Below are 14869 nucleotides of genomic sequence, written 5' to 3' on the forward strand. Positions count from 1 at the left end.
CAAAAAATGCACAGTATCCGACAAAAAGAAACTTTCTGCAAAGAATTCAAACGGGAAATTCAGGAGGCGGCTAATCATGCTTAAGCTTCCAGTGATTATCTCACCTATGTTCTTGGTGTCGACGCCCAAAATGGTTATTGAAGCGGGAAATGCCGGTGTGATCGGCTCATTCCCTCTATTAAATGCGCGTCCAGTTGAAGCATGTGCAGCCTGGCTGCAGGAAGTGAAAACGGCTCTCGGCGATAAGCCATGGGCCGTCAATTTCATTTGCCATACGGGCTCCAACAGCCGCTATGCCGAGGATCTGGAATTGATCCGCCAATACGAGCCGCCCATTGTCATTACTTCATTAGGGTCGCCAGGTGAAGTCATTGAGATTGTACATGCATACGGAGGCTTTGTGTATTCGGATGTAGCGAATGTGCGGCATGCGAAAAAAGCGGCCGCTAGCGGAGTGGACGGCCTGGTGCTGGTTTGTGCAGGGGCAGGCGGGCAAGGCGGCACCTTAAATCCGTTTGCATTTATTGCTGCGGTGAAAAAATTCTACAGCGGCACCATTATTTTATCGGGCGGCCTTTCAACAGGGGCAGACGTTGCCGCGGTTAAACTGATGGGTGCTGATTACGCGTATATGGGGACCCGCTTTTTAGCGGCGGAAGAAAGCAGTGCACCGGAAGACTACAAGCAAATGGTCATCGATTCCACCATCGAAGACGTGCTGTACACCGATTCGTTCAGTGGGGTGCCGGTCAACGTATTGGTTCCGAGCCTGGTGAAACAGGGAATTGATCCGAAAACCTTGAAACCGAAAGAAGAAGTCGATTTATCGCATTTGGTCAATGCCAAAGCATGGCGGGATATTTGGTCAGCAGGCCACGGCGTTACCACCATCACGAAAAGGGAAACCACAAAAGAAATCGTGGACACGCTGATTTCCGAATACAAGGAGGGGGTGGCGAGTCTTGTATGAAACGATTAAAACAGATTTAAAAGGCGGTATTTTAACACTTACGTTAAACCGGCCGGAGCAAATGAATGCCTATACGGATATAATGAACGAAGAACTGCTGCATTTCTACAAAGAAGCGAATCAAAATGACGAGATCCGGGTCATTGTGGTGACCGGAAGCGGCCGTGCATTTTGTGCCGGCATGGATTTATCGGACGGAGGGTCGACGTTCTCTTCCGAACAATCGGCAGAAGAATACCGGGATCTCGGTGGCCAAGTGAGCCTTCAAGTCTATGAAGGCACCAAACCGATCATTGCCGCTATCAACGGTGCAGCGGTAGGCATTGGCCTGACGATGACCCTCCCGATGGATATCCGGATCGTCAAGAAAGATGCGAAAATCGGTTTTGTTTTCGGGCGTCGGGGAATCGGTCCGGAAGCAAGTTCAGGCTGGTTCCTTCCGCGGCTTGTGGGAATTGGAAAAGCGCTTGAATGGACGCTGACCGGGCGTTACATCCCGACAAGCGAAGCGGTTAGAACCGGTCTGGTGCAATACGAATCAGAAGATCCGTTGGCGAAAGCTTACGACATCGCCAAAGACATTGTGGAAAACACCGCAGCTACTTCGAATGGTTTTACACGGCAATTACTATGGAAGATGCTTGGGCAGGAACATCCGCATGCTTCTCATCTGGTCGAATCCCGCTTTTTGCATTGGGCAGGGCAAAATGCCGATGCGGAAGAAGGCATCCAAGCGTTTGTTGAAAAGCGGCTTGCCAAATTTCCGATGAAAGCGTCCGAGTTGCCGGATTTCTTCAATTCCACAAAAGAATAGCGAAAAAGAAAACAACACCGGAAAAAATTCCGGTGTTGTTTTTGGTTTAAGGAGAAAAAACAGGAGTTGTTTTCAATTAATCCATCGCGTATAGGCGTTTGAATCCATCGAAATGTTTGCCCCAATAAGAATCGCTCAAGCTGGTGATTTGGACGCGGTCTCCGCCGGCATGGATGAATTTGTTGTCTCCCAGGTAAATGCCCATATGAGAAATCCCTGCACGGTACGTATTGCTGAAGAACACCAAATCACCCGGCTTTGGATTGCTTACATCGTATGAGCGGGCATCGTAGCCCGTTGTATTCGTGCGCGGAAGGCTGACGCCGGCTTTATTGTAGACATAGTAAATATATCCGCTGCAATCAAATCCGCTTGGTGTCGCACCGCCCCAAACGTATGGAATGCCGGTCAGGGAAGTTGCAGTTGAAATTACTTTTCCGGCAACTCCAGCTGCTGGGACTGCGGGCTGTGAAACAGGTGTAGGTTTAGGCTGTGCAACGACTGTGGCGTTCTTCACATTCAACACTTGTCCAACCCGGATCGAACTTGAAGTCAAGCCATTCCAGTTCATTAATTGTGTCACGGAGATGCCATGACGGTGGGCAATATTTGTCAATGTATCTCCGCTTACCACTTTATAAGTGCTGCCGGAAACCGTCGGGGCCGTAGTTTTAGCTGGTGCCGGCGCTTTAGGGGCGGCAGGAGCCGCAATTGTGCCGCTTACTTTCAGTTTTTGGCCGACGGAAATTGTGTTTGTGGAAAGGTTGTTCAGCTTTTGAATGTTGCTGACGGTTGTTTTATGTAGAGTAGCGATCTTGTAAAGCGTATCTCCTGATTTTACTATGTATAAATTTTGCGAACTGGCTCCGGTCGAAGAAGGAGTAGCTGTTGTAGTAGAAGCTGGCTTTTTTGATGGCGCAGTAGCGCTTAATTTTAAAACTTGATTTGGATAAATGGAATCAGATTTTAAATTGTTCCATTGTTTGATGTTTGCTACCGAGACATTATTTGAAGAAGCGACCTTCCATAATGTATCTCCTGGTTTAATGGTGTACGAACTTGCATCTGCACTCGCAGCTCCGATGCATAGAGCCAAAGAACCTGCAGCAAGTACAGAATAAGCTAATTTTTTCATGTTTTTTCTCCTTTTTAATGAATAATTTGTATATAAAATAGTAAATTTTATTGAATACTTAAGTTGTATTTAATTGTATATTCAAAAAATTAAATAGGCAATAAGTTTTAATATTACAATTGTGTTACAAAGTGTGTGGTCATGGTTTAAATCCAAGTAATAGGGGGTAATGAAAAAAGTTTCGGAACATTGCTGTTCCGAAACTTTTTTCGTTAAAGAGTATGGAGATATTGATGAATCTGCCGAAAATCTTCTGAGGTATCAGCGGCGTTTGCCAAAACATCTTCGTACCATTTGGTTAGCTGTTTGGTTTCATGGAAAGCTAAGCTTTTCTGGTTTTCGGCTTTTTCCACGAAGTGATTGATGCTATTGACCCGATTTTGAAAATAGGGAATATGTTGGCGGAACCGATCTTCTACTTGTGGATTAAAGAGCTTGCCGAAGTGCATCAGCCCATTGTTAATGTATTCTTCTGCGTAAAGCGCAGCACCGGCGACGGCTAACTGATCTTCCAGTTGAGGCTCTTCCGCCACCTTGAGTGTCAGGGGCATAAGTTCTTCGATGGTCTGTAAAGCAACAAGCATTTGCTGTTTCTGTATTTTGGTTAGGCCGTTCTGCCGGTCGAAATTTCCAAAGACGGAGCTCGCGGAATCCAAGTGAGAAGAGAGCCGCTCAAGTTTCAGTTCTTCGGGTTTTGTGCCTACCAAACTTTTAATTTTTCCGTAAACAAAAAGACGCTGCAAGTAACCGTACAATAAAACAACGCCATTGAATTGTGCTTCTGCTGCATTCATCAGCCATGCTCCTTTCGAATTCTGTTTCTTTCAGTATACATTTTTCTGAAGGAGGGCAGACAGCGCCAACAGAAAACATCAGCTTTGTTTTCAAGCCAGATGTTCTTGGACTGACAAGCGGGTTTGGGAAGCACTGCAAGCCGCAGAAGTTTTGCGGAAAAAATTAAAAGCGGGTTTGAAAAAGGTAGGCATCATTCTTGGGATATGATATGTTGGCACTATTAACGAAAAGGAGGAAGTTTATGAAAATCAAGCCATATGAAAAAACGATAATGGGAACGCTCGGAATCGAAATGGGAGAAGTGGAAGCAGATCGTGTCGTCGCGACAATGCCGGTCCACGAAGCAACGCATCAGCCATTTGGCCTTCTTCACGGAGGCGCTTCAGTTGTATTGGCTGAAACGGTCGCAAGCATCGGTACATGGAATTTAATCGATCAGGAAACCGAAATTGCGGTCGGGCTGGAGATCAATGCCAATCACATCCGCGGGAAACAAGAAGGAACAGTAACGGCTGTCGGAACTCCTTTACATAAAGGCCGGACCACAATGGTATGGGATATAAAAATAATGGACGAAGAAGAAAAGTTGATTTGTGTATCGCGCTGCACCGTAGCGATCGCCCCCAAAAAACGCTAAGGTTATGCGGGAAATTTTTTGAAAGAGGACAACTGTTCAAACTTAATTAGTCAGAAAAATTAAAAAACATATTGAACTTGTAGAACGGATTAATGTATACTCAATGAAAATGATTAATTAAAGCGCTTACATTTTTGGTTCCAGCTTCCAAGAAAGATAGTAAGCGTCTTTTTTTAAATCTAACATACCGAACGTTCAGTATTTAGTTTTGGGCATCCGATATGTACGGAAGGAGAATGATGATGACAAATTCTTTTTTTGATTTGAGTGGACGTACAGCGCTCGTTACTGGAGGAGGAAGCGGTTTAGGGAAAAATATTGCCGAAGTCTACGCAGAGTATGGAGCAAACATTGCCGTCTGTTCCCGCAAACTCACCAATTGCCAGGAAACTGCAGAAGATCTGGAGCGCAGATTCGGCATTAAAGCAAAAGCTTACGAATGCGATGTCAGCAACGAACAACAAGTCGAGAAGACCGTTGCGGAAGTGCTTCAGGATTTCGGCGCCATCGATATTTTGGTCAATAACAGTGGAGCCACTTGGGGCGAATTTGCTGAGAACATGCCGCTTGAAGCGTGGCAGAAAGTGATGAATGTCAATGTGACTGGAACCTTTCTCATGTCAAAAGCCGTTGGCAAGCACATGATTGGCAACGGCTACGGAAAAATCATCAACATCGGTTCGACTGCCGGCTTAAAGGCGGAATCTCCGGAAGTGTTGAATGCCATCGGCTACAGCACGAGCAAAGCTGCGGTCCACCATTTCACAAAAGATCTGGCTAGGAAGTGGGCTGGCCATGGCCTGTACGTGAATGCCATCGCCCCCGGCTTTTTTGAGACAAAAATGACAAAACAGACAATCGCAAAGCATGCTGACAAAATCATCAGCAGAAATCCGATGAAAAAGCTGGGAGAACCGAAATCGCTTCAAGGCGTGGCGCTTTTTTTAGCAGGGGCAGCAAGCGACTACGTAACCGGCCAGATTATAGCAGTTGATGGAGGCAGTTCATTATAAAGTTCGGTGAGGAGGGAAGGCGATGGAAAGACCTTGGCTGCAATACGTAGTAGAAGGCAATCCAAAAGAAATAGAAATTCCGGAAATTTCATTAGTGGAGCTGCTTGGCGAATCGCTCCAGGCGTATCCGCACCATACAGCAGTAACTTTTTTCAACCAGACTTATACATACAAGGAACTGGAGAGCCACATCCAAAAAGCGGCCGGCATGCTGTGGGATAAAGGAATCCGAAAAGGCGACCGGGTAGCCATTATGCTGCCGAACTGCCCACAGTATCCGGTCAATTTCTACGGGGCACTTTCATGCGGAGCGACAGTCGTCCAATTAAATCCGATGTTTCAGCCGGCTGAACTGCTTCATATCTTGAAGGACTCAGAAACAAAAGCCTTGATCATCCTGGACCGCTTGTTGCCGCTCTTTCAAAACATCGCGGGAGAAACACCCGTAAAAGAAGTGATAGCGGTTGGCTTGGAACCTGATTTTACGGATGGAGAATCAGCGAAAGAAATGCCCCAGGTGAAAATTGACCCTATAGATGATGTAGCGGTTCTCCAATATACAGGAGGAACGACGGGCCTTCCCAAAGGTGCCATGCTGACCCACTACAACATCGCAGCAAATACGCTGCAAAGTGCGGCTACCGGATTGGTGAAAACGAGAAAAGGCGAAGAACGGGTACTGACGATTGCTCCGCTGTTCCATGTCTACGGCATGACGAGCGGCATGTGCGTGACTTTCCATAATGGCGGCAATCTGATCCTGGTGCCGAAATTCGATGTCGAACAAGTGGTGGCTTTGATCGAACAAACAAAACCAACAGCTTTTCCAGGCGTGCCGACGATGTACATCGCTTTGCTGGACTACTATAAAACCCGGCAGTTCGATCTGGGCTGCCTAACCACTTGTTCAAGCGGCTCGGCTCCGCTGCCGCTCGAAGTGCTTGAACAGTTCAATAAAGTCAGCGGCACCAAAGTGGCAGAAGGGTATGGGTTGTCGGAAGCATCTCCGGTCACGCACCGCAACCCGATTTCAGGGCTTCAGAAAAATGGCAGCATCGGCATTCCCTTGCCGAATACGGATGCCCGCATCGTTGATATTGCAACGGGTGAGCAAACACTTGAAGCCGGCCAAGTCGGCGAATTGGTGATTAAAGGCCCGCAAGTCATGAAAGGCTATTGGAACAGGCCGGAAGAGACCAATCTCACAATACGGGAGGGCTGGCTGTTCACGGGAGACCTGGCAACAATGGACGAAGATGGCTTCTTTTATATTGTGGGCCGCAAGAAAGAAATGATTCTTGCCAGCGGCTTTAATGTGTACCCGATTGAAGTGGAGAATGTGATTTATCGCCACCCCGCTGTGCTGGAAACTGCGGTGTTCGGGATTCCGGACGAATACAGGGGAGAAACCGTACAGGCCATGGTGGTGCTGAAAGAAGGAGCGGAACTGACCGAACAGCAATTGATTGATTTTTGCCGAACGGAATTGGCGGCCTATAAGGTCCCTGCACATGTCCAGTTTGTTCAACACCTGCCAAAAACAGCGGTGGGCAAAATACTGAAACGTACGTTGCGAGAGCAATTCATCAACAATAAAGCCCAATAAAAACGAATGGAGAGATGACGATGCATTTACGTTTAACGGAAGAACAGGAAATGGTCCGAAAAACAATCCGGAGATTTGTCGAGAAAGAATTGATTCCGCTGGAAAACGATGTGCTGAAAAATGAGCGGGAAGGTAAGCCTGGCATTTCAAAAGAAAAACTGAAGGAATTGCAGCAAAAAGCAAAAGAATTCGGTTTTTGGGGCATCAATACACCGGAAGAATATGGCGGAGCGGATATGGGACAGATGATGATGGCGCTGGTCCTGATGGAAGTATCGAAAACCTTCGTGCCGTTCACGTTCGGCGGTTCAGCTGACAATATTCTCTACTATGGCAACGAAGAACAAAAGCAGAAATACTTGATTCCGACCATCAACGGAGATAAAAAATCGTGTTTTGCGATGACGGAGCCGGATGCGGGATCGGATACGCAGAACCTGAAAATGACGGCCGTCAAAGAAGGCAATGAATGGGTGCTGAACGGCGAGAAAACCTTTATTACCGGCGGGAACGAAGCGGATTTTGTAATGGTCATTGCGATTACAGACAAAGAACTGCATTCAAAAACCGGCCGCGAAGGCGTGACGTGCTTTATCGTCGACCGCGACATGGGCTGGAAATCCGAATACATCGATACGATGGGTGAATGGGGGCCAGCCGGGCTGGTGTTTGATAATGTTCGTGTTCCGGAAGAGAACATTCTCGGCGAAGTCAACGGCGGCTATAACCTGGGGCTTGAGTGGATCGGCTTTGCCCGATGGGTGGTAGGAGCGCGCGCTGTCGGCATGAGTGAACGGCTCCTGCAAATGGCGATTGACTACTCGAAAGAACGCAAGACCTTCGGCAAACCGATTGCTGAGCGCCAAGCCATCCAATGGCCGATTGCCGATTCCGCGGTGGAAATCGAGGCAGCGAAATGGCTGGTGCTGAATGCGGCATTTACACTCGACCAAGGAGAAGACAACCGCCATTTGGCATCGATGGCAAAATTGTACGGCGCCAATATGGGCAACCGCGTTGTTGACCGTGTCTTACAGATCCACGGCGGCATGGGGTACACAAGGGAATTGCCGATCGAACGCTGGTACCGTGAAGCCCGTCTATGGAGAATTTACGACGGCACGGATGAAATTCAGCGCATGATCATTTCGCGCAACTTGTTAAAAGGGCATGTGAAGGTAGGCCAATTCATTTAAATCCACGGACTGAAAGGAAGTTATGGAGATGAAAAACACATTTGAAGGAAGAACGGCATTTGTAACCGGAGGCAGCCGGGGAATCGGCAAAGAGATTGCGGAGCGCTTTGCAAGTGAAGGTGCAAACGTCGCCATCATTGACGTCAATGAAGAAGCGCTGAATGAAACGGCCGCGGAATTTTCGGGGAAAGGCTATTCCGTCTATACGAAAAATGCCAGTGTGACCGATAAAGAACAAATCGAAGAAGCGATGAAAGGCGTGTTTGAGCAATTCGGTTCGGTGGACATCCTGGTCAATAACGCCGGCGTGATCCGGGACAATATGCTGTTTAAAATGACCGATGAAGATTGGCTGACGGTGATGGATGTCCATTTAAAAGGGGCATTTTATGCCACACGCGCCGCTCAGGCATATATGACCCAGAACAAATATGGCCGCATCATCAACATTTCGTCCACCTCTGCGCTGGGGAACCGGGGCCAGGCGAATTACGCCACTGCCAAGTCCGGCCTCCAAGGGTTTACGAAGACATTGGCGATTGAGCTGGGCAAGTTTGGCATTACTGCAAACTCCGTAGCGCCAGGGTTTATTGAAACGGATATGACGAAAGCGACGGCTGAACGGATTGGCATTCCGTTTGACGATTTGATCCAGGCAAGCGTCTCGAACATTCCGGTCAACCGGAGCGGAAAGCCGGAAGACATTGCCAATGCAGTGGCATTTTTCGCTGATGAACGCTCATCGTTTGTCAGCGGGCAAGTACTGTATGTGGCAGGCGGTCCGAAAAACTGATGAAAGGGGCAGAAACTATGTTGAAAGAAAGCATTGGGAAACGTTCGGAGAAAGTGAAAAATACGATTGAACGGGGCGCAGTCCGGAAATTTGCAGAAGCAATCGGCGATCCGTCGCCGCTGTTTCTGGATGAACAGGCCGGGAAAGAGTCGAAATACGGGAGAAATATCGCACCGGCGACATTTCCGGTGACATTCGATGCCGGCAGCATCCCCGATTTGAAACTGCCTTCGCAAGGATTGATCCACGGCGAGCAAATTTACCATTACAACCGGCCGCTGTTTGTAGGCGAAGACATTTATTGCTGGATGGAAGTCAAAGACTATTACGAGAAAAGCGGCAATTTCGGCGATATGGGCTTTTTGGTCATCACCAAATACGGAGAAGATGCAGAAGGCGCTTTGCTGTTTACAGAAGAACGCATCGTCATCATCAACGAAGCGGCGAGAAAGGGGATGCCGGTATGAAGCAGCTGAAAGATCTTCAATTGGGAGAATCCCTCTCAGAGATGGAACTGGCGCCGGTTGAGCGCCTGGATTTGATCAAATATGCAGGTGCTTCCGGCGATTTTAATCCGATTCATACGATTGATGCGGAAGCTGAAAAAGCAGGGCTTCCAGGAATCATCGCCCACGGCATGTGGACGATGGGCAATCTATCCAAGCTGTTTACGCCTTACTTAAGTGAAGGATTTATCCAGGACTATTCAATCCGTTTTAGAGGCATGGTATTTATTGGCGACGTCATTACATTAAAAGCGGCCGTTTCGGAAAAGCAGCAGGAATACACGAAGTTCACAGTACAAGCCGTCAATCAGCAAGGCAAGGATGTACTAAAAGGCGATGTCGTTTTTTCGTTTTGAATGAGAAAGAGTGAAAAAAGAGGAGGAGAATGGATTGGCGAATAATCGGGACGCAGTTATTGTATCAGCAGTTCGTACGGCGATTGGCAGGCAAGGAGGGGCACTTGCTTCGGTTCCTGCGCATGTCTTTGGTGCAGAGGCAGTCAAAGAGGCTTTGAACCGCGCTGGCATCAGTTCGGAAGAAGTGGATGACGTCATTATGGGCAATGTCTTGAGCGGCGGCGGAAATATTGCGCGGCTCACGGCGCTTCAGACAGGGATGGGCGACCATTTAGCCGGTCTGACGGTCGACCGCCAATGCGGATCGGGCATCAATGCGGTAAATCTGGCAGCGCAAGCCATTTGGTCCGGGGACGGCGATGTGTACATAGCTGGCGGAGTGGAAAGCATGAGCCAAGCGCCTTATTTGATGGCGCGTCCAGAAAAACCGTTCAGCCCGGCTCCGCCGAAATTCCGGAAATCCCAATTGTCACCAAAAGAAATCGGCGACCCGCCTATGGGCATTACAGCAGAAAATCTGGTGGAAAAATACGGCATCAGCCGCGAGGAACAGGATGACTTTGCACTTCAAAGCCAGCTGCGGACAGCGCGCGCTATGGAAGAAGGGCGTTTTGACGAACAGATTGTGCCGATCACCATTCCGGTGCGCAAAGGGGAACCGGTGGTTTTTGATAAAGACGAACATCCGCGTCCGCAGACAACGAAAGAAGCACTGGCAAAATTGCCGCCGGCATTTCTGGAAGGCGGCACGGTGACAGCTGGCAGTAGTTCCGGATTGAACGATGCGGCTTCAGCAGCGGTGCTGATGTCGAGGGAAAAGGCAGAAGAACTGGGGCTTGCTCCTTTGGCGGTTGTGCGCGCGCACGCCGTAGCCGGAGTGGATCCGAATATCATGGGCATCGGTCCGGTGCCGGCAACCCGTAAAGTTCTCGAAAAAGCCGGCCTTTCTTTGGAGGACATGGACATAATCGAAATCAACGAAGCCTTTGCTGCACAAGTTCTGGCTTGCGATAAAGAATTGAAAATGGACCTTGATAAAGTCAATGTCAACGGCGGTGCGATTGCATTAGGCCATCCGCTCGGAGCAACAGGAGCAATCCTGCTGACGAAAGCGGTCTACGAATTAAAACGTTCAGAGGGCAAATACGCACTGATCACTGCCTGTATCGGCGGAGGACAGGGAATCGCAACAATCATCGAACGGGAAGGGTGAGCTAGGGTGAAGGAAAAACCGGAGATCAACGTTTACGTCAGATTTTGCGAAACCGATGCCGGAGGGCATGTCAGCAATACCAGTTATTTTTTCTATATGGAAGAAGCGCGGTCAAAATTCTTCCGGGAAATCGGTTATACCGGAACCCAAAAACGCGGGAACATCGATTTTATCATCGCTTCGACTGCCTGTGATTTTTTAGCCCAGGCTTATGCCGGCCAAACGCTCCTTGTTAAAACGACAGTTGAACAGATCGGCTCGAAAAGCTTTAAGCTGGTGCACGAATTAACGGAATCGGAAACCGGGGCACGCATCGCTTCAGGAAGTGCGGTTATTGTCTGCTTCGACTATGCACAGCAGCAGACGGAGCTCATACCTGCTGGTTTGCGGGAGGCATTGGAAGAATTCCTCGTCCCTGTGTAAAGGTTTAATGGAATAACAAGCTTAGGAAAAGGAGGGATCTTATGGAGTTGTTTTTGCAGCAGGTGTTCAACGGATTGACTCTTGGAAGCGTTTACACGCTGGTGGCAATAGGCCTGACCTTGGTCTTTGGAATCCTGCACATCCCAAACTTCGCACACGGCGCCTTGTATTTGATTGGGGGCTACGTCACGCTCGTCGTCATGCAAAGCACCGGTGTCCATTATTTTATTGCCATACTGGCATCCATTCTGGTAGTGGCTGCCCTCGGCGTTTTAATGGAGCGCCTCGTATTCAACCCGCTCCGTAATTCGCCGCCCATCCATGACAAAATAGCGGCAATCGGATTGGTGCTGTTTTTTGAAGCACTGGTCCAGCTCATATGGGGAACCGAATACCAGCGGATGATGACGCCTTTTGACAATAATATTTCCATAGCCGGCATTTCCATGACCAGCCAGCGCATTCTGGTCATCGTGGTTGCGGTGGTCACTGTATTTTTGCTGACGCTGTTTCTGAAGAAAACAATGATCGGCGCATCCATCATGGCGATGGCGCAAAACCGGGAAGGCGCATTCCTTGTCGGCATCAATGCCAATGCAGTGGCGATGATGACATTTGCAATATCCGGCGCCCTTGCTGCAATTGCAGCTTCTCTGGCTTCTCCGATCAATCTGGTTTTCCCGGCGATGGGCCACCTTGTCATTCTGAAAGCTTTCGTGGTCGTGATTATCGGCGGCATGGGCAGCATACCCGGCGCCATTGTGGCGGGACTTCTCCTGGGCATGACCGAAAGCATGGGGGCCACTTACATTTCCAACGATTACAAAGACATGATCGCTTTTCTGCTGCTGATTGTCATTATGACGGTCCGGCCAAAAGGGCTGTTTGCGAAAGGGGTGTATTAAATGGGAAAGATTTTAAATCAGCGAACCGTTATTGCCGTCCTGGTGATTTTTGCTTTAGTCTTCCCATTGATCTACGCGGATAACCGCTATGTTCTGCACGTCATGACCATCGGATTCATTTTCGCAATCAGCGTATACGGCATGAACCTGATTGCCGGATTTACAGGCCAATTGTCGCTTGCGCATGCCGGTTTTTTTGCCATCGGCGCGTATACGCTCGGCATCCTGACCACCCGCAACGAAATGAACTTCTGGCTCGCATTGTTGCTTGCGGTGCTGCTGACCAGTGCGGCCGGATTGGTGCTCGGTCTTATTGCCTTGCGGACTAAAGAGCATTTCTTCGCTATCTACACCTTAATCGTCGGCTATTTGATTTACTTGCTGATTGATAAATGGGACGGACTAACCGGCGGCGTGAGGGGATTGATCGGCATCCCGATTCCCGACCCGATCGGCCCGTTGACGTTTGAATCGGCGACTTCGATGTATTATCTCGTGCTGGCGTTTTTGCTGCTGTCGATTTTCATTTCGGTGCGGATTGTCCGCTCACTTACCGGCCGGACGTATATCGCCATCCGCAATAGCGAGGAACTGGCCCAGACGCTCGGCATCAATACCCGCGTCAATAAGCTCGTATCGTTCGTCATTTCGGTTGCTTATGCCGGTCTGGCTGGAGCTCTTTACGCTTCATTGACCCGTTTTATCGGTCCCGATGTAGCCAGCACCAATATGGTTTTCAACTTCTTAATGTACTTGATAGTTGGAGGAATCGGTACGCTGTCCGGTCCGCTCGTAGGAACGATGCTGTTTATCTGGCTTGAGCAGTTTCTCCGGAGCTACCAGGAATACCACCTGCTGATTTTCGGTCCGATCCTGGTGCTGATGGTTATTTTCTTCCCGACTGGAATTGTTGGTGGTTTTTACAAGATCAAAGCCAAGTTGCAGCATAAAAAACTGCCGAAAGAAAGCAAATACTTTAATCCGGTTCCAGAGAAATCCGCTGAAAAATAAGAGGGGGAATTTCAGGTGGCATTTATTGAAGTAAAAGGAATCACCAAAAAGTTCGGTGGATTGACGGCGGTGGACAACGTGGATTTTGAAATTGAACAAGGCAAAATTACGGCAATCATCGGTCCGAACGGTGCAGGGAAATCGACTTTTTTCAATCTGATCAACGGCTTTCATAAGCCGACATCCGGCAGTGTTTTTTTCGAAGGCCGCGACATCACCAAACTGCCGGTCCATCAAGGAGCGCGGCTCGGGATTGCGCGGACGTTCCAAACGACTCATTTATTTGAACAGTCCACAGTGATCGACAACGTGATTGTCGGGCATAGGCTGCGGACCAAATCGAAGCTGTTTGATGCCATTTTCCGGACAAAGCGCGAAAAGCAGGAAGAGCATAACGCATATCAAAAAGCGATGGAGTCGCTGGAATTTGTCGGCATGGAAAAAATAGCGCAAGTACCGGTTTCGACCATTACCCAGGAAGAAAAAAAGCGGTTGGCCATTGCGCTGGCATTGGCAACTGACCCAAAAGTCATGTTTCTTGATGAACCGGCAGCGGGCATCAACCCGGACGAAACAGAAGGGCTCGCCCAACTGATGAAAAAGCTGGCAGCCAGCGGGATTACCATCTGCACAATCGAGCACAAGATGCAGATGATTATGGGCATGGCAGACAAAATCATGGTGTTGAACCAAGGAGCAAAAATTGCGGAGGGCACACCGAATGAAATCAAGAACAATCCGGTGGTCATCGAAGCCTATTTAGGGGGTGAGCCGATTGCTGAAGCTAACTGACGTTACGGTAAGGTTTGGGGCGTTCGAGGCGCTGACGAAAATCAATATCGAAGTGAAAGAAGGCGAACTCGTTGTACTGCTTGGAGCAAACGGAGCCGGAAAAACCACCATTTTCAATACGATCAGCGGATTGTATAAGCCGGCAGCGGGAGAAATTGAATTCGTCGGAAAAAGAATCAACGGCTATTCGCCGGACCGCATGGTAAAGGAAGGGACGTCCCAGTGTCCGGAAGGGAAAAAGCTGTTCCCGGATATGACGGTCCAGCAAAACCTGATGATGGGCGGGTTCGTCCATCGGCGCCATAAAGACCAGTTGAAAACTTCACTTGAAGAAGTGTACGAGTTGTTTCCGATTTTAAGGGAGAAAAAAGAACACGCAGCAGGGTCATTGAGCGGCGGGCAGCAGCAGATGGTAGCAATCGGCCGGGCATTGATGGCCCGCCCCAAGCTGATCATGATGGATGAACCGTCAATCGGCCTGGCGCCGCTCATCGTGGAGCAAATGTTTTCAATCATCCGGAGGATCAATGAAAGCGGGACAACGGTTTTGCTTGCGGAACAAAATGCCAACGCAGCATTGAAAATCGCAGATCGAGGCTACGTGATTGAAAACGGATCGGTCGTCCTGCAGGGAAGCAGCAAAGAACTGTTCCATAACGATGCCATTCGCCAAGCTTATATTGGAGCATGAGACAAGCCCGGAT

At 48.8% G+C, this 14869-nt stretch carries 17 protein-coding genes; 15 read left to right on the forward strand and 2 right to left on the reverse strand.

Annotated features, from left to right (window positions below):
• The first annotated feature begins 76 nt into the window (after positions 1 to 76).
• Both HU147_RS06065 and HU147_RS06070 read left to right on the forward strand, forming a co-directional pair.
• Positions 77 to 970 carry an NAD(P)H-dependent flavin oxidoreductase gene (locus tag HU147_RS06065; protein ID WP_224075406.1) on the forward strand — a complete coding sequence of 298 codons (894 nt, stop codon included), beginning with the start codon at positions 77 to 79 and terminating at the stop codon, positions 968 to 970.
• The gene (locus tag HU147_RS06070; RefSeq protein ID WP_224075407.1) at positions 963 to 1784 is read left to right on the forward strand and encodes an enoyl-CoA hydratase-related protein; all 822 of its coding nucleotides are present in this window, start codon (positions 963 to 965) and stop codon (positions 1782 to 1784) included. The genes HU147_RS06065 and HU147_RS06070 overlap by 8 nt, the downstream gene beginning before the upstream one ends.
• A 76-nt stretch (positions 1785 to 1860) precedes the next feature.
• On the opposite strand, the gene HU147_RS06075 is transcribed toward HU147_RS06070, so the two are convergent.
• A complete protein-coding gene (locus HU147_RS06075; protein ID WP_224075408.1) occupies positions 1861 to 2919 on the reverse strand; it encodes a C40 family peptidase in 1059 nt (352 codons plus the stop codon).
• A gap of 212 nt (positions 2920 to 3131) precedes the next feature.
• Positions 3132 to 3713 carry a hypothetical protein gene (locus tag HU147_RS06080; protein ID WP_224075409.1) on the reverse strand — a complete coding sequence of 194 codons (582 nt, stop codon included), beginning with the start codon at positions 3711 to 3713 and terminating at the stop codon, positions 3132 to 3134.
• A 242-nt stretch (positions 3714 to 3955) separates the two neighbouring features.
• Between HU147_RS06080 and HU147_RS06085 the strand changes: the two genes are divergently transcribed.
• From HU147_RS06085 to HU147_RS06145, 13 genes are all read left to right on the forward strand, one after another.
• Positions 3956 to 4351 (forward strand): hotdog fold thioesterase, encoded by a 396-nt coding sequence (locus HU147_RS06085; RefSeq protein ID WP_317985493.1) that lies wholly within the window; start codon positions 3956 to 3958, stop codon positions 4349 to 4351.
• A gap of 239 nt (positions 4352 to 4590) precedes the next feature.
• The gene (locus HU147_RS06090; RefSeq protein WP_224075669.1) at positions 4591 to 5364 is read left to right on the forward strand and encodes an SDR family oxidoreductase; all 774 of its coding nucleotides are present in this window, start codon (positions 4591 to 4593) and stop codon (positions 5362 to 5364) included.
• A 22-nt stretch (positions 5365 to 5386) separates the two neighbouring features.
• Positions 5387 to 6970 carry a long-chain-fatty-acid--CoA ligase gene (locus HU147_RS06095; protein WP_224075410.1) on the forward strand — a complete coding sequence of 528 codons (1584 nt, stop codon included), beginning with the start codon at positions 5387 to 5389 and terminating at the stop codon, positions 6968 to 6970.
• Positions 6971 to 6990: 20 nt separating this feature from the next.
• Entirely contained in the window at positions 6991 to 8166 is a 1176-nt protein-coding gene (locus HU147_RS06100) for an acyl-CoA dehydrogenase family protein (RefSeq protein WP_036802848.1), read from the forward strand.
• 28 nt (positions 8167 to 8194) lie between these two features.
• The gene (locus HU147_RS06105; RefSeq protein ID WP_224075411.1) at positions 8195 to 8959 is read left to right on the forward strand and encodes an SDR family NAD(P)-dependent oxidoreductase; all 765 of its coding nucleotides are present in this window, start codon (positions 8195 to 8197) and stop codon (positions 8957 to 8959) included.
• A gap of 17 nt (positions 8960 to 8976) precedes the next feature.
• Positions 8977 to 9426 carry a MaoC family dehydratase N-terminal domain-containing protein gene (locus tag HU147_RS06110; protein WP_053165988.1) on the forward strand — a complete coding sequence of 150 codons (450 nt, stop codon included), beginning with the start codon at positions 8977 to 8979 and terminating at the stop codon, positions 9424 to 9426.
• Positions 9423 to 9821 carry a MaoC/PaaZ C-terminal domain-containing protein gene (locus tag HU147_RS06115; protein ID WP_036802852.1) on the forward strand — a complete coding sequence of 133 codons (399 nt, stop codon included), beginning with the start codon at positions 9423 to 9425 and terminating at the stop codon, positions 9819 to 9821. The genes HU147_RS06110 and HU147_RS06115 overlap by 4 nt, the downstream gene beginning before the upstream one ends.
• 34 nt (positions 9822 to 9855) lie before the next feature.
• Positions 9856 to 11034 (forward strand): thiolase family protein, encoded by a 1179-nt coding sequence (locus HU147_RS06120; RefSeq protein ID WP_224075412.1) that lies wholly within the window; start codon positions 9856 to 9858, stop codon positions 11032 to 11034.
• Between the two features lie 6 nt (positions 11035 to 11040).
• Entirely contained in the window at positions 11041 to 11457 is a 417-nt protein-coding gene (locus HU147_RS06125; RefSeq protein ID WP_224075413.1) for an acyl-CoA thioesterase, read from the forward strand.
• Between the two features lie 41 nt (positions 11458 to 11498).
• A complete protein-coding gene (locus HU147_RS06130; RefSeq protein WP_224075414.1) occupies positions 11499 to 12362 on the forward strand; it encodes a branched-chain amino acid ABC transporter permease in 864 nt (287 codons plus the stop codon).
• Positions 12363 to 13373 carry a branched-chain amino acid ABC transporter permease gene (locus tag HU147_RS06135; protein ID WP_224075415.1) on the forward strand — a complete coding sequence of 337 codons (1011 nt, stop codon included), beginning with the start codon at positions 12363 to 12365 and terminating at the stop codon, positions 13371 to 13373. It begins immediately after the preceding gene.
• 15 nt (positions 13374 to 13388) lie between these two features.
• Positions 13389 to 14165, forward strand: a complete 777-nt coding sequence (locus tag HU147_RS06140; protein ID WP_224075416.1) for an ABC transporter ATP-binding protein — start codon at positions 13389 to 13391, stop codon at positions 14163 to 14165.
• Complete coding sequence (locus HU147_RS06145; protein ID WP_224075417.1) at positions 14149 to 14856, forward strand: ABC transporter ATP-binding protein; 708 nt, start codon at positions 14149 to 14151, stop codon at positions 14854 to 14856. The genes HU147_RS06140 and HU147_RS06145 overlap by 17 nt, the downstream gene beginning before the upstream one ends.
• Positions 14857 to 14869 lie beyond the last annotated feature (13 nt).

It is taken from the genome of Planococcus chinensis, from assembly GCF_020071995.1.
Lineage (GTDB): Bacteria > Bacillota > Bacilli > Bacillales_A > Planococcaceae > Planococcus > Planococcus chinensis_A.